The organism is Candidatus Aalborgicola defluviihabitans, assembly GCF_016705985.1.
In the GTDB taxonomy this organism is placed as follows: Bacteria; Pseudomonadota; Gammaproteobacteria; order Burkholderiales; family Burkholderiaceae_C; genus Allorhodoferax; species Allorhodoferax defluviihabitans.
Genome location: NZ_JADJKN010000002.1, coordinates 659746 through 680529 on the forward strand (window position 1 = coordinate 659746; position 20784 = coordinate 680529).

General features: G+C 60.2%; 18 protein-coding genes and 2 pseudogenes. 6 read left to right on the forward strand and 14 right to left on the reverse strand.

Annotated elements, in window-relative coordinates; translation table 11 throughout:
- The first annotated feature begins 9 nt into the window (after positions 1-9).
- On the forward strand, positions 10-684 hold the full coding sequence (locus IPI80_RS03545; protein WP_413857194.1) for an OmpW/AlkL family protein: 675 nt from the start codon (positions 10-12) through the stop codon (positions 682-684).
- Between the two features lie 65 nt (positions 685-749).
- On the opposite strand, the gene IPI80_RS03550 is transcribed toward IPI80_RS03545, so the two are convergent.
- On the reverse strand, positions 750-2627 hold the full coding sequence (locus IPI80_RS03550; RefSeq protein WP_413857196.1) for a hypothetical protein: 1878 nt from the start codon (positions 2625-2627) through the stop codon (positions 750-752).
- 91 nt (positions 2628-2718) lie between these two features.
- Between IPI80_RS03550 and IPI80_RS03555 the strand changes: the two are divergent.
- Together IPI80_RS03555 and IPI80_RS03560 are read left to right on the forward strand one after the other, a co-directional pair.
- Positions 2719-3822 (forward strand): annotated as a pseudogene (locus tag IPI80_RS03555) (ExeA family protein); the annotation flags it as partial.
- 7 nt (positions 3823-3829) lie between these two features.
- A complete protein-coding gene (locus tag IPI80_RS03560) occupies positions 3830-4489 on the forward strand; it encodes a general secretion pathway protein GspB (RefSeq protein ID WP_413857198.1) in 660 nt (219 codons plus the stop codon).
- On the opposite strand, the pseudogene IPI80_RS03565 reads toward IPI80_RS03560, so the two are convergent.
- The 3 genes and pseudogenes from IPI80_RS03565 to purE form a co-directional block, all read right to left on the reverse strand.
- Positions 4473-5524, reverse strand: a pseudogene (locus IPI80_RS03565) (L-threonylcarbamoyladenylate synthase). The gene IPI80_RS03560 and the pseudogene IPI80_RS03565 sit on opposite strands and share 17 nt — an antisense overlap.
- Before the next feature lie 51 nt (positions 5525-5575).
- Positions 5576-6754: a 5-(carboxyamino)imidazole ribonucleotide synthase gene (locus IPI80_RS03570; protein WP_413857200.1), complete on the reverse strand. Its 1179-nt coding sequence runs from the start codon at positions 6752-6754 to the stop codon at positions 5576-5578.
- Entirely contained in the window at positions 6751-7245 is a 495-nt protein-coding gene (gene purE, locus IPI80_RS03575; RefSeq protein ID WP_413857202.1) for a 5-(carboxyamino)imidazole ribonucleotide mutase, read from the reverse strand. The genes IPI80_RS03570 and purE overlap by 4 nt, the downstream gene beginning before the upstream one ends.
- A gap of 120 nt (positions 7246-7365) precedes the next feature.
- On the opposite strand from purE, the gene trxA reads away from it, so the two are divergent.
- The gene (gene trxA / locus IPI80_RS03580; RefSeq protein WP_413857204.1) at positions 7366-8322 is read left to right on the forward strand and encodes a thioredoxin; all 957 of its coding nucleotides are present in this window, start codon (positions 7366-7368) and stop codon (positions 8320-8322) included.
- A 41-nt stretch (positions 8323-8363) separates the two neighbouring features.
- A complete protein-coding gene (locus tag IPI80_RS03585) occupies positions 8364-8771 on the forward strand; it encodes a hypothetical protein (protein WP_413857206.1) in 408 nt (135 codons plus the stop codon).
- 75 nt (positions 8772-8846) lie between these two features.
- Here IPI80_RS03585 and IPI80_RS03590 read toward each other — a convergent pair whose 3' ends face one another.
- From IPI80_RS03590 to def, 10 genes are all read right to left on the reverse strand, one after another.
- A complete protein-coding gene (locus IPI80_RS03590) occupies positions 8847-10028 on the reverse strand; it encodes an acetate/propionate family kinase (RefSeq protein ID WP_413857208.1) in 1182 nt (393 codons plus the stop codon).
- Between the two features lie 14 nt (positions 10029-10042).
- Positions 10043-11479 carry a bifunctional enoyl-CoA hydratase/phosphate acetyltransferase gene (locus tag IPI80_RS03595; RefSeq protein ID WP_413857210.1) on the reverse strand — a complete coding sequence of 479 codons (1437 nt, stop codon included), beginning with the start codon at positions 11477-11479 and terminating at the stop codon, positions 10043-10045.
- A gap of 14 nt (positions 11480-11493) precedes the next feature.
- A complete protein-coding gene (locus IPI80_RS03600; RefSeq protein ID WP_413857212.1) occupies positions 11494-12402 on the reverse strand; it encodes a phosphoribosylaminoimidazolesuccinocarboxamide synthase in 909 nt (302 codons plus the stop codon).
- 195 nt (positions 12403-12597) lie between these two features.
- Positions 12598-13662 carry a class II fructose-bisphosphate aldolase gene (gene fba, locus IPI80_RS03605; RefSeq protein ID WP_413857214.1) on the reverse strand — a complete coding sequence of 355 codons (1065 nt, stop codon included), beginning with the start codon at positions 13660-13662 and terminating at the stop codon, positions 12598-12600.
- A 66-nt stretch (positions 13663-13728) separates the two neighbouring features.
- Entirely contained in the window at positions 13729-15162 is a 1434-nt protein-coding gene (pyk, locus tag IPI80_RS03610) for a pyruvate kinase (protein ID WP_413857216.1), read from the reverse strand.
- 267 nt (positions 15163-15429) lie between these two features.
- Positions 15430-16623 carry a phosphoglycerate kinase gene (locus IPI80_RS03615; RefSeq protein ID WP_413857218.1) on the reverse strand — a complete coding sequence of 398 codons (1194 nt, stop codon included), beginning with the start codon at positions 16621-16623 and terminating at the stop codon, positions 15430-15432.
- Positions 16624-16707: 84 nt separating this feature from the next.
- Complete coding sequence (locus IPI80_RS03620; RefSeq protein ID WP_413857220.1) at positions 16708-17070, reverse strand: AzlD domain-containing protein; 363 nt, start codon at positions 17068-17070, stop codon at positions 16708-16710.
- A 2-nt stretch (positions 17071-17072) separates the two neighbouring features.
- Positions 17073-17816 (reverse strand): AzlC family ABC transporter permease, encoded by a 744-nt coding sequence (locus IPI80_RS03625; RefSeq protein ID WP_413857222.1) that lies wholly within the window; start codon positions 17814-17816, stop codon positions 17073-17075.
- Between the two features lie 7 nt (positions 17817-17823).
- Entirely contained in the window at positions 17824-18831 is a 1008-nt protein-coding gene (gene fmt / locus IPI80_RS03630; RefSeq protein WP_413857224.1) for a methionyl-tRNA formyltransferase, read from the reverse strand.
- A 25-nt stretch (positions 18832-18856) separates the two neighbouring features.
- A complete protein-coding gene (def, locus tag IPI80_RS03635) occupies positions 18857-19366 on the reverse strand; it encodes a peptide deformylase (protein WP_413857226.1) in 510 nt (169 codons plus the stop codon).
- Between the two features lie 188 nt (positions 19367-19554).
- Between def and IPI80_RS03640 the strand changes: the two genes are divergently transcribed.
- Positions 19555-20775: a LysM peptidoglycan-binding domain-containing protein gene (locus IPI80_RS03640; RefSeq protein ID WP_413857228.1), complete on the forward strand. Its 1221-nt coding sequence runs from the start codon at positions 19555-19557 to the stop codon at positions 20773-20775.
- Positions 20776-20784: the final 9 nt, after the last annotated feature.

Here is a 20784-nt window from a genome sequence, read left to right on the forward strand (position 1 = left end):
CCACACATCATGAAAAACACACACATGAAATTCCTCCTGATCCCCGCCCTGCTGGCCTGCACGTTCGCTGCCCAGGCGCAATCCGCTGGCACAATGCTGATCCGCGTGGGTGCCACCAACATTACCCCCAATGTCACCAGTGACGACCTGACAGCCCCCAGCCTGGTCGGCACCAAGTCCAGCATTGGTAGCTCATCGCGTCTTTCAGGCGGCATCACCTACATGGTCGATGACCACTTTGCCATTGATCTGCCCCTGGCCATACCGTTCCAGCATGACATTTCGGGTGACGGTGCCATCCGGGGCGCGGGCAAGATTGGTGACGTGAAGGCGCTGCCGGCTACCTTGTTTGCACAGTGGCGCTTCCTGGATGCCAACGCGACAGTGCGCCCTTACGTGGGCGCCGGCATCACCTATGCCGCGTTCTATGGTGCCAGGTCCACCTCCACACTGACCGCCCTCACCGGTGGTACACCAGCCAACCCGACCACGCTGTCGGTGGACTCCAAGTGGGCCGCATCGTTCCAGTTGGGCGCTACATTCCAGATGAGCGGCGGCTGGTTCATTGATGCGAACTACGTCTACACGCCCCTGCGCACCCGCACCACGCTGTCAACCGGCCAGACACTGGATGCCACGCTGAACCCCAGCGCAGTTAGCTTGGCCGTGGGCATGAAGTTCTGACCCTCATCGGGTCCACATCCAAAAAGCAGCCTTCGGGCTGCTTTTTTTATGGCGCTACTCCTCCCTTACGCGTCATCTGCACAAGTCAATGCCAACACAACGCATGTCCCATCCGTCCCCGAGCGAATACTCATAACGGCACCCAGTGCCTTGGCGCGCGCAAGCATGCTTGCCATGCCCTTGCCTGCAGGGGAATTTGATGAATCAGGGGTGATCCCTGTACCGTTATCGCAGATTTCAATGTTGATGTTTGAAATAGGCTGCTGAACATGATGGTGGGCTGATAGGGTCACACAATTGGCCCCCGAGTGAGCGACGATGTTGGTAAATACCTCAAGGAGAATCATTTGAAGATCGTACGACTGCCGCACACCCCAGTGCTGCATAGTAGGCAGGGGGTCAACATTCCACTTCAAGCTGATACCCGCCGCTTGCAAACGCGGTGACAGCCGATAGCGTATCGCGCCAAGCAATGATGGTATGTCGCCTTCGACATCCTGCATGGCGTCGACAGTTATTTTGAGCTGGTCCACTGCCATTCGCAGTTGGGCCGTGATCTCGGCCTTGGACGCAGAAACCTGCTGTGCCATACGCAAAGCCCCAACCAAATGGCTGCCCAGCCCGTCATGCAAGTCCCGCATCAGCCTCTGCCGCTCAAGCAATGCACCTTGTTCCATGTCGCGGACTCTTTCGCGTTCGAATGCTGCTGTCAGTTCTACATCGCGGGCAGCGAGTTGATCAGCCAATGATGCATTCATCTCCGACAAAGCCTTCGTTGCCCTGCGCATCCGCTCAGCAATAATCCACGCGAATCCTATGCCGAAGCCTGTCCAGGCATAGCGGACCCAAGCGATATCCGTGTAGATGGATGGTGACATCCATCTCACAGTGACATCCCGAATTGCACAAATCAACATAATCGCTACGGCACCCGCAAGTATTTTCCGCTCGAGGTTTGAGTTTCGCGATAGTGTTGAAAAGACCACCCAAGCCATGGCCAAGACGTCAATGGCAAGCAGGCCCATCCAAAAAAAACCCAACGTGCGACCACCATAGATTCCAACAGCAGCAACAGCAGGTATTGCACCAATAATCAGGAAATTGGTCAGTTTGCTCACCCACCCTTTGTCCTGATCAATAACGATCAAAGCAAACTTGCATTGCAACGGCACACTCAGCACAAAGGCGGCCTGGATGACGTGGCCCCAGAGTGGCCACGGAAGCGGGGCAGGACTAAGCAAGTGCCGAGCCGTCAGAAAGGACCACAAAAGTTCAGCCAGCGCGTAGTAAAGGTAGGAAATGTCACGTTGGCGAACCCACCACAGCAGTCCCAGCATGCCGAGCATTACCCCAACCACAATCAGCATCAACCTCAAATTGATTTGTTCAAACTCGTCCCTCGCAAATAGTTTGTGAACCTCTTCGGGTGAGCCCGTGGTGATCGTGGAAAGGCCACCAAAGCGGCCGCCTTTCGCGGCGATGATCACCTCCAATGTGGTTTGCGGCGTCAGCCAATCTGTTGGAACGCTGAAATAGCGCGGTCGGGTTGCTGCATCGTCATAAGGCCCCGGAGGGTTGGATCCATAGCGCGCCAGCTCATGTTGGTTGATGTTGACTACAAACGAGTTTCCAACACGTGGTATGTAAATGGCCAGGGGTTCCGATATGTTGCTAACCGGAATCTGCATCACAAACCTGGCTTGTCCGTCTACCGCGCCAATGCTTCGGTCCCAGTTGAAGGACAAGTGAATAGGTTCGGTTTGACGCGTTGTGCCGGCGACTGTAATAGCCACCTCGGCCTCGTCAATAACAGCGGGTGCCGCCCATGATACTGATGGAACACTTGCAAGTGCAATAGCCAGGAGCAAGGCTGCACAGTTCATCAACCTGATCGCAATGGAGAGCATCACGTCGACTTTAGCAGTGCTATTGGCATAGGCCAAATTGGCCTTGGGTCAGTGTCATTCCAAATGGGTGGCAGTTGGGCAATCTATGATGACTGCCCCCTTTGCCGATTGGTATGCTTGAGGAACTATGTATTCGCAACACTTCGGGCTGACGCAGGACCCGTTCTCCATTGCCCCTGACCCACGCTACCTCTTCATGAGCGAGCGCCACCGGGAGGCCCTGGCGCACCTGCTGTACGGCGTGGCTGGGCCCGACCGGGCCAACAGTGGCATAGGCGGCGGTACGGGCGGGGGCTTTGTGCTGCTCACAGGTGACATTGGCACCGGCAAGACCACCATCTGCCGCTGCTTCCTTGAGCAAATCCCGCAAGGCTGCCATGTGGCCTACATCTTCAACCCCAAGCTCACCGTCACCGAACTGCTGCAGTCCATCTGCGAAGAGTTCCACATCCCGCTGGCGCCCACACCCGGCAACCCGCCCACGGTCAAGGCCTATATTGACGCACTCAACGCCTTTTTGCTGCACAGCCATGCCAATGGCCAAAGCTGCGTGCTCATCATTGACGAGGCACAAAACCTGGCACCCGACGTGCTGGAGCAGTTACGCCTCTTGACCAACCTGGAAACCAGCGAACGTAAGTTACTGCAGATCGTGCTGATAGGCCAGCCCGAACTGCGCACCATGCTGGAGCGCCCCGAACTGGAACAACTGGCCCAGCGGGTGATTGCGCGCTTCCACCTGGATGCACTGAGCCAGACCGAGACCGCAGATTACATCGCGCACCGCATGGCCGTGGCCGGCCACCACGGCGCCCTGCCCTTTGATGCGGCTGCGCTTCAACGCATCCACCAACTGGCGCGCGGTGTGCCACGGCGCATCAACCTGTTGTGCGGGCGTGCGCTGCTGGGTGCCTGGGCCAACGGATTGCACGAGGTTAGTCGAACGGTGGTGGACCAAGCGGCGACCGAAGTCTTTGGAGACGCTCACTCTAAAAAATGGAGCCTGCACCTGTCCCGTACAGGCCTGACTTGGGGCGGTGTCTGCCTGGTGTTGATGGTCGCTGTCCTGGGCATTGCACTGTGGCCGCCCGGTCAACACGCGGCCACCATTGCGCCCATCCAACCGGCCATCGGCGAGCTCAGATCTGAACAACAACTGGCCCCTTCCACACTGAAAATGATCGAACGCACCTCCCGCGAGACTGCACCGCGCCGAGCGGCCAGCGTACCCTGAACCCATGTCCTACATTCTTGATGCATTGAAAAAGGCCGAAGCCGAACGTGGGCGCGGCGGCGTGCCGGGTTTGCATGCGCGCCAGGTCACTGCGCCCCATGTTCCCGGCGCAGGTGGTAGACATGACCGCCTGTGGATCGCCCTGGTTGCATTCCTGGTGGTGGCTGGACTAGCGGCTTACCTGTGGACGGCTCAATCAGCACCATCCCCGGCTGTGACGCTGGCGACTGCACCTGTGGCCCAACCCGTGCCGACATCTGCTCCGGTGACCGTGGCTGCACCACCCATCGCATCCGCACAAGCCACGCAACCGGCAATGCCCCCACCAAAACCCGTGGCTCGCATAAAAGCATCGTCGCCGCTGCCCAACCGAGCTAGCGTTCCCGCAGTGGTCAGCACCGCCAAGGTGACACCCGCATCGAAACCCGCAGCCACATTGGTACCGCTATTGAGCGAACTGCCCGAAGACCTGCGCCGCCAGATTCCGGCGATCAAAATCACGGGTAGCGTTTATTCGGACAACCCGTCGCAGCGTTTGCTGCTGGTCAATGGGCTGGTGCTCAATCAGGGCGGCACCGTGGCAGCTGAGCTGACCGTGGTGGGCATCCAGCAAGGCCAATCAGAATTCAGCTTCAGGGGAACGCATTTCAGGTTGGTGCACTAGCGCGCTGCAATCGGTCGCGCACGCCTTCCCAGTCCTGGGTGTCGGGCGGTGTCTCCACCCAGATCAGTTTGACGCCAGTGGCGTCCAACTCGCGCAGCACAGAGAACAACTCGTGTGCGGTCGGGGCTGCATACTGGGGCATGTTACGCAGCACGATGTTGCGTGGCACGTTCTTTAACAGGGTGCGGGCGTAGACGGCAATCGAAGGGCGCGCGACCGAGTCAATAGCGCCGTCCAGCATCTTGAGCGCAGTCTGTAACGCCTTGGCGTCCATCAGGCGCACGGTGGCGTTGGGGGCGTAGTGGGATTCCAGAGTACCCGAAGCCTTTGGGGCCTCTAGCCCTCGTGTTTCCTGCTCCAATAGCTCTTCTTTTGATAGCAATTTGCGGCCGCACGCCTGCTCCACCTGGGTACGGCTGATGGAGCCTGGCCGCAGCAACACGGGCGCGCCACGCGTGCAGTCGATGATGGTGGACTCAATGCCCAGGTCACACGCACCACCGTCCAGAATCAGCAGGTCGGGGCCCAGCTCGCTGTCCACATGCAGAGCGGTGGTCGGGCTGACACGGCCAAAGCGGTTGGCGCTGGGCGCGGCCAGGCCCCACACCGGCGCCACGCCGGCTGGCGCATCGTGCAAGGCGCGCAGCACGGCCTGTGCAGCCGGGTGCGAGGGGCAGCGCAGCCCCACCGAAGCCTGGCCACCCGCAGCGGCACTGCCAACGCCTTCGCGGCGCGGCAGGATCAAGGTGAGCGGCCCCGGCCAGAAGGCAGACATGAGCTGCTGCGCAAAGGGTGGCACCTGCGCCGCAAAATGCGCCACGCCGGACATGCCGCCATCGTGGGCCGACACATGCACGATCAGCGGGTGGTCAGCCGGGCGGCCCTTGGCGGCAAAATCTGCGCCACCGCCACATCGTTGCCGGCGTCTGCTGCCAGGCCATACACCGTTTCGGTGGGCAAACCTATTAGTCCACCCGCGCGCAGGGTGTCGGCACAGGTGGCTATCGAGGCAGGATCAGAGGCGCTGAGGATCATGGCGGGCGAATGCGAAGGAACGGGCTAAAGTGACGTGCCGTGAGGTGCGGATCAAAACGCCGCAATGCCCAGCAGTGCGGCGGCCTGCAGGGCCGTAACCCGCACCTGCTCCACAGTTGCCCCGGTAACCGTCAGGTGGCCCATCTTGCGGCCCTTGCTGGCCGTGGCCTTGCCGTACAGGTGCAAATGCGTGCCCGGCAGGGCCAGCACCTGCGCCCACGGCGGGGAGCCCCCGTCGGGCCAGATGTCACCCAACAAATTGAGCATGATGCAGGGGCTGTGCTGGCGCGGTTGGGTGAGTGGCAAGCCGGTCAGGGTGCGTACCTGCAGGTCAAACTGCGACACATCGCAGGCGTCGATGCTGTAGTGGCCGCTGTTGTGCGGACGTGGCGCCATTTCGTTGACCACCAGGCCACCCAGCGTCTGCGCGGCGGGGCTGGCAGGGTCCAGTACAAAAAATTCCACGCACAACACACCGATGTAGTTCAATTCAGTTGCTATGGATTTTGCAGCGGCTACTGCACGTTCCACGAGGGCTAGAGGCAGATTTCCTTCATAAACTTCGGTCACGGCAAGGATACCGGCACGGTGCAGGTTGCGTTGCACTGGCAAGTTCACGCAGGTGCCATCTGCGCCGCGCGCCACGATGACAGAGCATTCCAATTGCAGCAGCAGCATCTTTTCCAGCACACAAGGCACGCCCTTCAGGTCGACCCAAGCGTCCGCCAGTTCGATGCGGTTGGCGACGCGGACCTGGCCTTTGCCGTCGTAGCCCATGCGAGCGGTTTTCAATATTCCCGGGAAGAAGTCAGCCCCCACGCTCGAATCATCAGCCACAGCAGCCAGTTGTTCAGCCGTTTCAATCACCGCATAGGGCGCCACTGGCACGCCACAACCGGCGAAATGCGCTTTTTCCTCCGCACGGTCCTGGGCAATGGCCACCGCGCTGGCCGCTGGTGAGACGGTGCAGCTTTTGGCCAACGCTGCCAGGGCGGGCGCGGGCACGTTCTCAAATTCGGTAGTAACCGCTACACAGAGCTGGGCCAGTTGTTGCAGACCGGCGGGGTCGGTGTAGGCAGTCTGAATATGGTGGTGGCTCACGCGACCGGCTGGGCTCAACGGGTCCGGGTCCAGCACGGCAGTGAAATAGCCCATTTGCTGCGCAGCCTGCACAAACATGCGGCCCAACTGGCCGCCACCCATCACGCCAAGTGTGATCTCTGGGCTCATAAGGCGGGGGGGACGGTCATGCCACGGGCCACCTCGGTCTGGTGCGCGCGGTAGGCTTCGAGTTGCTTGCGCAGCGTGGGGTGGTCGCCAGCCAGCATGGCCACGGCAAACAGGGCCGCATTGGCAGCGCCAGCTGCGCCAATGGCAAAGGTCGCCACTGGTATGCCCTTGGGCATTTGCACAATACTGTGCAGCGAATCCACGCCTGAGAGGTGCTTGCTGGCCACCGGCACGCCCAGAATCGGCACCGTGGTCTTGGCCGCCAACATGCCCGGCAGGTGGGCCGCGCCGCCGGCACCGGCGATGATGGCGCGCAGGCCGCGACCCACGGCGGCTTCGGCGTAGGCGAACATGTCGTCGGGCATGCGGTGGGCAGAAACCACCCGGGCCTCATGCGCGATACCAAACTGTTGGAGAATCTGGACTGCATGTTGCATGGTGTCCCAGTCGGAACTGGAACCCATGACGACGCCGATTTGAATGTTTGTCATTCCCCGATTTTACTTTTTCAACTTGCGCTGTTTTGCCGATGGGCCTTCACCAGGTAAAACGCACCCCCTGAGAGCAGCGACCTCCGTCGCGGCACAGCGTAGTGGCACTACACTTGTCACATGATTAACGTCACCATTGAAAACTTTGAATCCGAAGTTGTTGCCGCTTCCGCTTCCATTCCTGTGCTGGTCGATTTCTGGGCCCCCTGGTGCGGGCCCTGCAAGGTTATCGGACCGATTCTGGAGAAGGTGGAAACCGAATACGAAGGCCGCTTCAAGCTGGTCAAGATCGACTCCGACGAACAACAGGAACTGGCCCAGGCCTTTGGCATTCGCAGCATCCCCACCTGCGTGCTGATGGTCGGTGGAAAGCCGGTAGACGGCTTCATGGGCGCCAAGCTCGAGAGCGAGATCAAAGCCTTTCTGGACAAGCACGTGCCCTCAAGCGAGGTGCTGGAGGCCGAATCTGATGCCGAAGACGCCCAGGCCCTGCTCGCCGCTGGCGACCCACAAGCCGCGCTGCACAAGCTGCACGAGTCACTGTCCATCAACCCCGATAACGACGATGCCCGCTACGACTACGTCAAGCTCCTGATTGAATGCAACATGCTGGACGATGCCGAGGCAGCGCTGGCAACCAAACTGACCGAGATTCCGCGCCAGCTGCGCTTTGAAGCTTTGGGCCAGTTTATAGACGCTATCAACTTTGTCACTTCTGATGCACGCGGTACGTGGACTCCCGAGCAATTTGATGCCCTGATCGCCGCCAACAAACGCGACTTCGACACCCGCTTTGCCAAGGCCCGTGTGCTGATGGTGGGCGGCAATTGGACCGAGTCCATGGACGAGCTGCTGGAAATCATCATGCGCGACAAGGCCTGGAACGACGCGCTGCCCCGCAAGACGTTTGTGGCGATTCTGGAGCTGCTGACGCCGCCCAAGCCCAAGGTTGACATATTGGCCAGCGGCAAGACGGCCGGTGGTATCGAGATTGCCGGCAAGACCGTGGGCGAAGTGGACCCACAGGCCCAACTGGTGGCCAGCTACCGGCGCAAACTGAGCATGGCGTTGAATTAGGCAGCGCAGGCGTGAAAGCAGCCAGGGCGTAAGATCGCCGTATGCCAACACCTGCAAAAAAAACGACCAAGCCTGCGGCGAAGACCAAAACCGCCACACCATCAACAACAGGCAAAAAGGCGCTGCCGTTTTTGCGCTTCTCCCACTCAGAGGCTCTGCGCACCAAGACGCTGGATGTCCTCACCACCCTGGAGCAGTCTGACGATCCCACCGCGCACCGGGACGCGCTGGCCAAGCTGGTGGTCGAGTTGAATGATGTCGGCATGAAGTTCTACTTCATGGAACCACTCAAGCTGGCAAAACCCGGTTTTCTGGTGGAGCAATCCGCAAACCTTGGAATGGCGGGCGCCATTCAAGTCATCGGGTCGGTTGTTCGTAAAATTATTGGCCGCATGGAAGCGCCACAGCTGTTGTCGGTTTGTGCATCGATTCGTCAATTGATGCGGTAATACACGGTCTTTACTATTGATTTTATAGCGCCTCACGTATATTGCCCGAGGGCTAGAGGCTTATTTGATGTGCAATTATGCCGTCAACCGCGCCGCTTCTCGCGCCGCCACGCGGCCCTCGTCGGTCGGCACCACCCACACCTCCACCGCGCTGTCGGGGGTGTGCACAGCCATGATTCCCCTGGCGATGGCCGCCTGGTTCAGGGCCGGGTCGATCTGTACGCCCAGGTAGGCTAGGCTGGTGCAGACTTCGGAGCGCAGTACTGCGTCGTGCTCGCCAATGCCACCGCTGAAGGCCAGCACATCCAGCCCACCCATGCAGGCGGTCAAAGCGCCGCTCGCGCGCACCACGCGACGCGTGAACAGGGCAATGGCCTTGCGGGCCGCATCCGAGCCGTCGGCGCGCAAGCGGCGCATGTCTGCAGAAATGCCAGACACACCCAACAGGCCACTCTGCTGATACAGCATAGTCTGCAGACGCTGATGGTCCCAGCCCTGCTCCAACAGGTACAGCAGCACGCCGGGGTCCAGCGCGCCGGTGCGGGTTCCCATCATCAGGCCATCCAGCGCCGAGAAGCCCATGGTGGTGGAGCAGCTTTTGGCGTCCGTTGCGGCGCACAGGCTGGCGCCATTGCCCAGGTGGGCCATGACCACGCGGCCCCGGGCGCGCGGGCTGTGTTCCAGCAGGTTGTCCATGATGAACTGGTAGGACAGTCCGTGAAATCCATAGCGGCGCACGCCCTGCTCGGACAGTGATTGCGGCAGCGCAAAGGCGTAATCCTCCTCGGCCAGCGTAGCGTGATAGGCCGTATCAAAGCAGGCGATCTGCGGCAACTCTGGAAACGCCAGCCGAAAGGCGCGCACACCCGCCAGATTGTGGGGTTGGTGCAGCGGCGCCAGCGAATTGAGCCTGGCCAGTTGCTCCAGAATCGCATCAGTCACGATCACACTGGCACGAAAGTTTTGGCCACCGTGCACGACGCGATGTGCAACGGCCTCTATCGCCGGCATGCCGGTTTCGCGGGTCAACAGGCTGCGCAAGGCCAGCAAGGCACGCTCAAAGGTGCTGCCGTTACCGTCTTGCAACAGCTGCTGATGCGACACACCGTTGAAAGTCCAGCCCATTTCGGGCGTTCCGTGGGGCTCCAGCCCCTGAATACTGCCCGACAGCACACTGGCCAGAATCTGGTCAGCGTGGCGCGGGTACAAAGAGAACTTGAGGCTTGACGAACCGGCGTTGACAGCAAGAATGGCCATGGATGCTTCCCGACTCAGGATTGTTTGTCTTTCCAGGCCTCGCGCGAGCGGGTCCGCCGGGCATGGTGCGCCGCCAGCAGGGCCAGCAATGCCGAGGCCACGCGGCTGGCAGGACCGTCAGCGCGGCTGGTCAGGGCAATGGGTATCCGCGCCCCCAAAACCAGGCCCGAACCCGATGCACCGGCCAGGTATTCGAGCTGCTTGGCCAGCATGTTGCCGCTTTCCAGGTCGGGCACCGCCAGAATGTCGGCGTACCCAGCCACCGGCGAGTCAATCTGCTTGATTTGGGCCGCCTGGGCGGAGATGGCGTTGTCAAAAGCCAGCGGGCCGTCGAGCACGCCACCGGTGATCTGACCGCGCTCGGCCATTTTGCACAGGGCTGCCGCATCCAGTGTGGACGGAATGCTGGGGTTAACGGTTTCGAGCGCCGACAGAATGGCAACTTTGGGCTGGTGCACACCCATCACGCGGGCAAAGTCGATGGCATTTTGTATGATGTCCATCTTCTCGGCCAGAGTCGGCTTGATGTTCAGGGCCGCATCGGTGATGAGTAGCGGCTTGTTGTACAACGGCACGTCAAAACGGAATACGTGGGACATACGCCGCCCGGTGCGCAACTCGGGGCGCGCAAGCACGGCGTGAATCAATTCGTCGGTGTGCAGGCTGCCCTTCATGATGACTTCAACCTCACCCGAGACGGCCATGTCGGCGGCCTTGTCCGCAGCAGCGTGACTATGAACCACCGAGACGACCTCTACGCCCGTCAGGTCAATGCCGCCTTCCTTGGCCAGGTGGCGAATGCGCGCCTCGGGGCCAATCAGAACCGGAATGATGAGACCATAGCGGGCGGCATCCATGGCACCGCTGAGTGAGCCAATGTCGCAAGGGTGTACCACCGCGCAACGCACGGCTTCCAGGTCTTTGCCTTGTGCCAGCAGCGCCTTGAAGCGCGCTTCGGGATCGAACAGCTGGATCTGTGGGCCGTTGTTGCGTGGCATACGCACCTTGTGCGTGGGCGCTATGACGAGGGCCGTGCCATACAGCACGCGCTCACCTTTTTGGTTGACCAGTTGGCACTCCAGCTCGACGGTCTTCTTCGCGTCATTTTTGCTGAGCACGGTGGCTGTCACAGCCAAGGTGTCGCCCACCCGCACCGGCTTGCTGAAATGCAGCGTCTGCTCCAGATAAATGGTGCCAGCACCCGGAAACTGCGTGCCCAGTAGAGCTGAGATCAGTGCGCCACCCCACATGCCGTGCGCAATGATGCCGTGGAACAGGGTGTCATTGGCGTATTCCACATTCAGGTGTGCCGGATTGGTGTCGCCCGATACAGCGGCAAAGGCCTGAATATCCACCGCCGTGAGCGTTCGCAGCATGCGTGCGCTCTGGCCAACCTGCAACTCGTCGTATGTGACGTTTTCAAACGTTTCTTCGTTCGGATTCATGTTCATAGCGTGGTCCCACATTAACTGGTCAGGCGCTGCAACGCCTCTTGGTACTTGGCAGCAGTTTTGGCAATCACCGCGTCGGGCACCCGCGGCGCAGGCGGCGTTTTACTCCAGGGTTTGCCGTCTACCAGGGCCTGCTCCAGCCAATCGCGCACAAACTGCTTGTCATAGCTGGGCGGGTTGCTGCCTTCCACGTAGCTTTCCACCGGCCAGTAGCGGGAGGAATCGGGGGTGAGCACCTCGTCCATTAGGGTCAGGGTGCCGTCGGCGTCCAGGCCAAATTCAAACTTGGTGTCGGCAATGATGATGCCCTTGGAGAGTGCAAATTCGGCTGCAGTCTTGTAAATCTGGATGCTGATGTCGCGGATGCGGGTGGCCAGGTCCAGACCAATCATCTCCACCGTTTTCTCAAAGGTGATGTTCTCATCGTGGTCGCCCGCCGCAGCCTTGGCCGCTGGCGTGTAAATGGGCTGGGGCAGCTTGGATGCGTTTTTAAGACCCGCAGGCAGCTTGACGCCGCACACCGCGCTGTTCTCCTGGTATTCCTTCCAGCCGCTACCTGCCAGGTAGCCGCGCACCACAGCTTCTATGGGAATAGGCTTCAAACGCTTGACCAGCATGGAGCGGCCTTCCACCTGAGCCACTTCATTGGGCTGCACCGCGCCCTCAGGCGCGTCGCCAGTCAGGTGGATAGGGCACAGGTTCTGTCCCTTGGGGCCAAGCTTGTCGAACCAAAACAGGGCCATTTGGGTGAGCAGCTTGCCCTTGCCCGGAATGGGCTCGCCCATGATGACGTCAAACGCGCTGAGGCGGTCGCTGGCGACCATGAGGATGCGGTCATCCCCCACGGCGTAGTTATCACGCACCTTGCCACGGGCAAGCAGCGGCAGGGACGTCAGGGCGGAGGTGTGTACGGTAGAGGTCATGGTCGGAGCAAACGAAACGGGGTGCCACAATTAAAAATGCCCGCTGAACAGCGGGCGGGCCAGAAACTATTCCCGCTGATTATCGCAAGGAATGCCGTATGCGTAGCACCTGTTTCGCCGCCGGGCCGCCCCAAGGCGAAATGCTCCCCTCTGGGGGGCAGCGCAGTACACGCAGTGACAAGCGTGGGGGCCCTTTTACCGCACCGTCTGCGCCAGTTCACCCTTGGCGTACCGGGCGGCCATGACCTGCAGGTTGTCGCCCTTGATCTTGCCACCCTGGCCTTCGCAACCAAACTGCAGGTAGCGCTGCTTGGCAATAGCCTTGGCGGCCTCGCGGGCGGGTTTGAGCCACTCGCGGGCGTCAAACTTTTCGGGGTTCTCGGCCAGGAACTTTCGTACCGCGCCGGTCATGGCCAATCGAATATCGGTGTCGATGTTGATCTTGCGCACGCCGTGCTTGATGGCTTCCTGAATTTCTTCGACCGGCACACCGTAGGTTTCCTTCATCTTGCCGCCGAACTGGTTGATGATGGCCAGCAAGTCCTGCGGAACGGAAGATGAACCATGCATCACCAGGTGGGTATTGGGGATGCGAGCGTGGATTTCCTTGACGCGGCTGATAGCCAGAATGTCGCCCGTGGGCTTGCGGCTGAACTTGTACGCGCCGTGGCTGGTGCCAATGGCAATGGCCAAAGCATCGAGTTGCGTGGCCTTGACGAAGGTGGCGGCTTCTTCCGGGTCGGTCAGCATCTGGCTGTGGTTGAGCTTGCCCACAGCGCCAATACCGTCTTCTTCACCGGCTTCGCCCGTTTCCAGGTTGCCCAGGCAGCCGAGTTCGCCTTCAACCGTTACGCCGCTCTTGTGGGCCATGTCGACCACCTTGCGCGTCACCTCAACGTTGTAGTCAAAGCTGGACGGCGTCTTGCCGTCTTCCATGAGCGAGCCGTCCATCATGACCGAGCCAAAGCCCAGGCCAATGGCACCTTCGCAAATTTTGGGGCTGGTGCCGTGGTCCTGGTGCATGACCAGCGGGATGTGGGGATACGCCTCACAAGCTGCAAGGATCAGGTGCTTGATGAAGGGTTCACCGGCGTACTTGCGGGCACCGGCACTGGCTTGCAGGATGACGGGGGCTCCTACTTCGTCAGCAGCGGCCATAACGGCCTGCACTTGTTCGAGGTTGTTGACGTTGAAGGCTGGAATGCCGTAGCCATTGGCGGCGGCGTGGTCCAGCAGCTCGCGCATAGAAACGAGTGCCATTTTCGAGATCTCCAGAGAAGTTGGTAACCGCTTGGTAACTTGTACCGCTACGGCATTTTACCTACCTCACTCCACGCGGCAGATTTTCAGCATATTGGTGCCCCCCGGCGAGCCCATAGGTTCACCACAGGTAATGGCGTAGACGTCACCGGCGTGCACGATGCCACGGGACTTGAGGTAGTTTTCGGCCTCACGCAGTGCGGTGTCACGGTCGGCGATGGTATCGGCAAACAGGGGACGCACATTGCGGTACAGCGCCATCTTGCGCTGGGTAGCCACTTTGGAGGTGAGCGCATAAATCGGCACGCGAATCAGGTGGCGGCTCATCCACAGCGGGGTGGAGCCACTGTCCGTCATGGCGACAATGGCCTTGGCGCCCAGGTGGTGTGCAGTGAACAGCGCGCCCATGGCAATGGTCTGGTCGATGCGCTGGAAAGTCTTGCCGGTGAAGTCGGCCTCCAGCTCAAAATCTTCATGGTCTTCAGCCGCGTGGCAAATTTTGGCCATTTCCACAATGGTTTCCAGTGGGTATTTTCCGGCTGCGGTTTCGGCCGACAGCATGACCGCGTCGGTGCCATCCAGCACGGCATTGGCCACGTCGCTAACCTCGGCACGCGTGGGCACGGGGTTGGTGATCATGGACTCCATCATCTGGGTGGCTGTAATCACCAAGCGGTCATGCTCTCGGGCCAGCTTGATCATGCGCTTTTGCAGGCCTGGCACCAAGGCGTTGCCTACTTCCACTGCCAGGTCGCCGCGCGCCACCATAATGCCGTCGCTAGCCAGCAAAATTTCAAGCAGTTTCGGGATGGCCTCGGCCCGTTCAATCTTGGCAATCAGTCCGGGCTTGTGGTTGTACTCGGCTGCCGCCACATTGCACAACTGGCGCGCCATTTCCATGTCAATCGCATTTTTGGGAAAACTCACGGCCACATAGTCGGCCTGAAAGCTCATGGCGGTGCGGATGTCCTCCATGTCCTTGCCCGTGAGTGCAGGAGCGGTCAGTCCGCCACCCTGCTTATTGATGCCCTTGTTGTTGGACAGTTCACCACCGACCTTGACGGTGGTGTGCACCGCCTCACCCTGCACGGAATCAACCGTGATCACGATCAGGCCGTCGTTGAGCAGCAACACATCACCGGCTTTCACCTCACGCGGCAGGGCCTTGTAGTCCAGCCCCACGGCATCGATGTGACCCAACTCCGTGCGTGCGGCGTCCAACACAAATTTCTGGCCTGGTTCCAGAAAGATCTTGCCGTCTGCAAACTTGCCGACACGGATTTTGGGGCCCTGCAGGTCGGCCATGATGGCCACTTCTCGCCCAGCGCGCTGGGCTGCTTCGCGCACCAACCCAGCGCGGGTGATATGGTCTTGCGCCGTGCCGTGGCTGAAGTTGAGGCGCACCACGTTGACACCGGCGCGAATCATCTGCTCCAGCAGGGCAGGATCGCTGGAAGCGGGTCCTAGGGTGGCAACAATCTTGGTGGCGCGACGTGACATGAATCTGACTCCTCTGGTGTGGAGGGCATTTTCTCACGGAACAATGAACAACGCGGTTATCAACTGCATAGACAACCACGTGGGTTTCGGACTTTGAATATGGTGTGGCAATGTACCACCCTGATTCAATAGATGAGTGGCGGCGAGGTGCAGACCAGCTTTGTACTACGCCAAGCACAATGCTCGAAACCAGGTGTGTAGCGAGCCCGATCTGGTGCGCCGGGGACTGCTCAAGGTAGACCTCAAGGTCGGAGACGTGGAATTGTTCTAGCCCGCAGCACGACGCGACAGCACTTCAAACGCCGGCAGGGTCTTGCCCTCCAGCACCTCCAAAAAGGCGCCGCCGCCGGTGCTGATGTACCCGATGTGTTTCTCGATACCGTACTTGGCAATGGCCGCCAAAGTGTCGCCACCGCCAGCAATGCTGAATGCGCTGGATTCAGCAATGGCCTGTGCAATCACCTTGGTGCCGTTCTCAAACGCGGCAAACTCGAACACGCCCACTGGGCCGTTCCAGACGATGGTGCCAGCCTTCTTGAGCTGTTCGGCCAGGGCCTGTGCAGTTTGTGGACCGATGTCCAAAATCAAATCATCGTCAGCTACATCCGTCGCAGCTTTGACCGTTGCTACTGCTTCAGCCGAGAAGGTCTTAGCAGTCACCACATCGGTCGGAATCGGCACTGCCGCGCCGCGTGCTTTCATGGCCTCGATCACAGCTTTGGCCTGGTCCAGCAAATCGGGTTCAGCCAGACTCTTGCCGATTTTCAGACCCGCTGCCAGCATGAACGTGTTGGCAATGCCACCACCGACGATGAGCTGGTCTACATTGGCGGCCAGGCTCTTCAAAATGGTGAGCTTGGTTGAGACCTTGGAGCCAGCCACGATGGCCACCAGTGGGCGTTTCGGGTTCAGCAAGGCTTTGCTGATGGCGTCCATCTCGGCGGCCAGCAGCGGGCCAGCGCAGGCGATGGGTGCGAATTGGGCGATGCCGTAGGTGGAGGCCTCGGCACGGTGGGCAGTGCCAAAAGCGTCGTGCACAAAGATATCGCACAGGGCGGCCATTTTTTTGGCCAGCGCTTCGTCATTTTTCTTCTCGCCCTTGTTGACGCGGCAGTTTTCCAGCAGTACCAGTTGACCGGGCGCAACCACCACGCCATCCACCCAGTTGGCCACCACGGGCACGTTACGGCCCATCAGTTCACCCATGCGTACGGCCACCGGTGCCAACGAGTCTTTTGGCTTGAATTCGCCTTCGGTGGGGCGACCCAAGTGCGACGTGACCATAACGGCAGCACCGGCCTTCAAGGCCATTTCAATGCAGGGAATGCTGGCACGGATGCGGGTGTCTTCGGTGATGGCGCCCGTGTCATCCTGGGGCACATTCAGATCAGCGCGGATGAAGACGCGCTTGCCAGCGACTTGGCCACTGGCACACAGATCGGAGAAACGGATGACGTTCATGGGGATTCCCTCAATGGAAAGTGAAAATACCGTGCACCACGCGCATGCGGCCAACCCGGGATTGTAAAAGCGTGCGGAGTGCGGCTACCAACCCAGACCAACGTGCAGCGGCAGGTACACCGCCATGCCCACCACGATCGTGCCCAGCACCACTTGGCCAGCCCCTTTGCGCCAGAAGAAGTAGGCCACCCCGGCAGCGGCGGCAAACAGGCGTGCATCCAACACGGTGTGGATCAGGGCGCCCTGCACCATCACGACCTCAGGCACGATGACAGCTGCAATTGCCGCAATGGGCGCGTACTGCAGGCCACGTTGGGCCCACTGTGGCAGCGCCCAGTCTTTCTGTGAAATGAAGAACAACGAACGCGACAGCACCGACACGCAGGCCATCGCAACGATGGTCAGCATAGTCCAGGCGTCGGTTTCACCGGTAAAAAACCCGCCCATGTTCAATGCCCTTTGCCAGCAGCGGTTGGTTGGGATACCTGCATCTTTTCCAGCAGCAGGCACACCAGCACCGAGGCGGCAATTGCCGTCAGGATGTTGAGTTTGAGCGGCAGTGCATAGGCTGCCACGGCAGCGCTGCCCGCCACAATTGCCGAGACCCAGCGCAGCCGGGTAGACGTCAGAGAGCACATCATGCCCAACAACGCCAAAATACCCGCAAAGCCCAGCCCCCATTGGGTGGGAATCGCATTGGCCAGCACCACGCCCAGCAGGCTGCAGGACGTCCAGGCAAACCAGTTAACGCCGCCATTGCCCATCAGATAGGCCATCTGACCGATGCGACCGGCATCATCGGCGGCAGGCTGGGGGTAACGATTGACGAACAGCACATAAGTCAAATCACCGGTCATGTAGCCGGCCAGCAGACGTTCACGCAACGTCAAATGCATGACATAGGGCCGCATGTGCACACTGAAGACGACAAAGCGCAGATTCACGCACATGGCCGTGGCAAGGACCACCCAGATGGGCGCCCCCGACAGGATCAGTGGGATGGATGCCAGCTGGGCACTGCCGGCAAACACGATGGCCGCCATGAACAGGGCCTCAATCGTGCTCATGCCGGACTTAACCATCGCCACGCCGGTCATCAGGCCCCAGGCCGCGATGCCGGGCGCCACACCCAGCATGTCCGACGCACCCCGGCGAAACTCGGGTGCGCGGCGGTGCGCGCTGTCCAGAATCATGGGCCGGTCATAGTTTGGGCGCGGTGGTCGCCGGGCTCAGGTCAAAGTGCATACCCACGCGCACATCAAAGCCACGCAGAAAGTCCGCCACCGCCAAACGCTTACCGCCAGGACGTTGCAATTCCGTGAGGGTTACTACTGAATTCATAGCTACAACTGTAATACCGTCGAGGGCTGCAGCCACAATTTGTCCCAGGGTTTGCTCCACAGCGGGTACTGCGGATACCTGGCCCGCGCGCGCGCCCCAAACTTTGATGATCTCGCCATTCAATGTGCCCGTGGCGCCCGGAAACGGATCAAACGCACGCACTCGTCGCGCAATAGTGGTTGCATCCAGGCGCCAATCAATGGCCGCTTCGTTCTTTTCGATCTTGTGGGCGTAGCTCACACCCTGCATCGGCTGGGGCGTGGGTTTGAGGCGGCCCGCAGCAGCCTGTTCCAACGCCAGCACAATCATCTTGCCACCCAGATCCGCCATGCGGTCGTGCAGGATGGCAGTGGTATCCGTCTCCGAGATAGGTAGGCGTTGCATTAGCAACATATCGCCAGTGTCCAGCCCCGCGTCCATCTGCATGATGGTGATGCCGGTTTCGGTGTCGCCGGCCTCGATGGCGCGGTGGATGGGCGCGGCGCCGCGCCAGCGCGGCAGCAGGGAGCCGTGGATGTTGAGGCAGCCAAATTTCTGGCCGACGGCCATGTCATCCAACACCCACTGCGGCAGGATCAGGCCGTAGGCAGCGACCACCATCACGTCAGCATGGGCGTCTGCAATAGCCTGGCGCGCACTGCTGGCGTCCTCGGGGTATTTTCCATCCAGTCGCAGGCTGCGCGGCTGGGCCAGGGGCAGTGCATGCTCTAGCGCAAACTGTTTAACTGCTGACGCCTGCAGTTTCATGCCGCGCCCGCCCGGCCGGTCGGGTTGGGTCAGTACCAGGGCAATCGTGTGGCCGGCGGCATGCAGACACTGCAGCGCTACACGGGCAAATTCCGGGGTCCCGGCAAAAATGACCCTCATGACTCTGCCCGGGTTGCGGCGAACCTCACTGCTCGTCCTCGCGCTGGGCTTTGAGCATTTTTTTCTTGATGCGGTTGCGCTTGAGCGGCGAGAGGTATTCCACGAATACCTTCCCCATCAAGTGGTCCATCTCGTGTTGAATGCACACCGCCAGTAATTCCTCGGCCTCAATCACGCGGGCCTTGCCATCCAGGTCCAGCGCGCGCACGTGTACTGCGTCAAAACGCTCCACACCGTCGTAGATGCCGGGTACCGACAGACAGCCTTCCTCGTTGAGGTGGGTGGTCGGACTGGTCCACGCCAGTTCGGGGTTGATCAGGACCAGGGGTTCATCACGCTCTTCAGATACATCAATCACGATGACCCGCTCGTGCACGTCAATTTGTGTGGCTGCCAGGCCAATGCCCTTGGCCTCGTACATGGTTTCCAGCATGTCAGCAACCAGGGTGCGAATGCGCGGGTCAACTTCGACCACTGGCTTGGCAACCTTGTGCAATTTGGGATCGGGGTAGCAGAGAATCGGGAGTAGGGCCATGGTTTTTAACGGAGGACGCGCCTGGCAGGCGAAGGCGGGTTACCCCGCAAGATTTTGGAAATGTGGCTATTTTCGCCACTTTTGCAGGTCTGCGCAGCGTCATATGGCTAAAAACGTTGCCGAATCAAGGGCTTGAGCGCAAAATCGCGCGTAACTTATCAAGTTCTTTTTTGGAACCCCCGCACGATATGACGACACATTTGATGGCCACATCCACCATAGCGCTCGGCAAGTTGGCCACGCTGACCGCCATTGCCAGTGCACTGGTGGCCGCGCCTGCGTGGGCCCAGCACTATCCCGTAACCACTGCCCAAAAGCAGACCGCCAACGTGGTCGCACAAAGTGGCGTACCCTTGAGCGAGTTGGCTGCCAACGCGCCAGAGCGCTATACCGTCAAGTCTGGCGACACCCTGTGGGCCATATCCCGCCTGTACCTCAAGAGTCCCTGGCGTTGGCCCGAGTTGTGGGGCATGAACCTCAATGACATCAAGAATCCGCATCGCATCTATCCGGGCCAGGTATTGGTGCTGGAACGCATGAACGGCATGGCCAGCCTGAGGCTCGAAGCCGAACAGAATGCCGAACCGCCTATTGTGCGCGTGTCACCCCGCACCCGGTATGAGACGCTGTCGGATTCCGCGCTGCCCACACTTCGCTCCCACATCATCGAAGCCTTCCTGGCCGAACCGATTGTGGTGGATGATGCTGGCCTGAAGGCGGCGCCTCGTATTGTGTCTGCCCTGGAAAGCCGTGTACTGATTACCCGGGGAGACCGTGCTTATGCCCGCGGATCAGACGACGCGCCGCTATTGGACGACCAAGGCAAAGACCAGTTTTTCCGCGTATTTCGTAACGCCACCCCACTGAAAGACCCCGATACCGGTGAAGTATTGGGATACGAAGCCCAATATGTGGGTAAGGCCCTGCTAGTGCGCGGCGAGGGCACTGCTGACACCGTCAATCGGGACGGCAGCCACACCGAAGAATTTGTTCCCGCCACCATCGACATCATCAGTGCCAAGGAAGAGATCCGGGTCGGTGACCGGCTGATTCCTGAGCCCGCACGCCAAATGCAAACCTATACGCCGCGCGCACCTGAGGGCAAGGTAGAGGGACGCATCGTATCCGTCTACGGTAACGCGGTACTTAACGCTGGGCAAAACCAGGTGGTCGCCATCAACCGCGGTACTGCCGATGGTATGGAACCCGGCGTTGTGTTGGCCATCCTCAAAGACGGCGCCCGCAAGGTTGACCGCACCGGGGATACCCCCATCACCATGAAACTACCCGATGAACGCAACGGTCTGATGATGGTATTCCGCACCTTCGAGCGCGTCTCCTATGCCTTGATTCTCGAAATCACCGATGGCGTCCAGGTGGGTGACCGTCTGGTCAATCCGCGCCAGTAAGACGTCCAG

Bases quoted from the DNA above. Each gene is read 5' to 3' on its own strand.
- IPI80_RS03545 (WP_413857194.1), top strand. From the start codon at position 10: ATGAAAAACACACACATGAAATTCCTCCTGATCCCCGCCCTGCTGGCC.
- IPI80_RS03560 (WP_413857198.1), top strand. From the start codon at position 3,830: ATGTCCTACATTCTTGATGCATTGAAAAAGGCCGAAGCCGAACGTGGG.
- IPI80_RS03570 (WP_413857200.1), bottom strand. From the start codon at position 6,754: ATGAGCCCAGAGATCACACTTGGCGTGATGGGTGGCGGCCAGTTGGGC.
- purE (WP_413857202.1), bottom strand. From the start codon at position 7,245: ATGACAAACATTCAAATCGGCGTCGTCATGGGTTCCAGTTCCGACTGG.
- trxA (WP_413857204.1), top strand. From the start codon at position 7,366: ATGATTAACGTCACCATTGAAAACTTTGAATCCGAAGTTGTTGCCGCT.
- IPI80_RS03585 (WP_413857206.1), top strand. From the start codon at position 8,364: ATGCCAACACCTGCAAAAAAAACGACCAAGCCTGCGGCGAAGACCAAA.
- IPI80_RS03590 (WP_413857208.1), bottom strand. From the start codon at position 10,028: ATGGCCATTCTTGCTGTCAACGCCGGTTCGTCAAGCCTCAAGTTCTCT.
- IPI80_RS03595 (WP_413857210.1), bottom strand. From the start codon at position 11,479: ATGAACATGAATCCGAACGAAGAAACGTTTGAAAACGTCACATACGAC.
- IPI80_RS03600 (WP_413857212.1), bottom strand. From the start codon at position 12,402: ATGACCTCTACCGTACACACCTCCGCCCTGACGTCCCTGCCGCTGCTT.
- fba (WP_413857214.1), bottom strand. From the start codon at position 13,662: ATGGCACTCGTTTCTATGCGCGAGCTGCTGGACCACGCCGCCGCCAAT.
- pyk (WP_413857216.1), bottom strand. From the start codon at position 15,162: ATGTCACGTCGCGCCACCAAGATTGTTGCCACCCTAGGACCCGCTTCC.
- IPI80_RS03615 (WP_413857218.1), bottom strand. From the start codon at position 16,623: ATGAACGTCATCCGTTTCTCCGATCTGTGTGCCAGTGGCCAAGTCGCT.
- IPI80_RS03620 (WP_413857220.1), bottom strand. From the start codon at position 17,070: ATGGGCGGGTTTTTTACCGGTGAAACCGACGCCTGGACTATGCTGACC.
- IPI80_RS03625 (WP_413857222.1), bottom strand. From the start codon at position 17,816: ATGATTCTGGACAGCGCGCACCGCCGCGCACCCGAGTTTCGCCGGGGT.
- fmt (WP_413857224.1), bottom strand. From the start codon at position 18,831: ATGAGGGTCATTTTTGCCGGGACCCCGGAATTTGCCCGTGTAGCGCTG.
- def (WP_413857226.1), bottom strand. From the start codon at position 19,366: ATGGCCCTACTCCCGATTCTCTGCTACCCCGATCCCAAATTGCACAAG.
- IPI80_RS03640 (WP_413857228.1), top strand. From the start codon at position 19,555: ATGACGACACATTTGATGGCCACATCCACCATAGCGCTCGGCAAGTTG.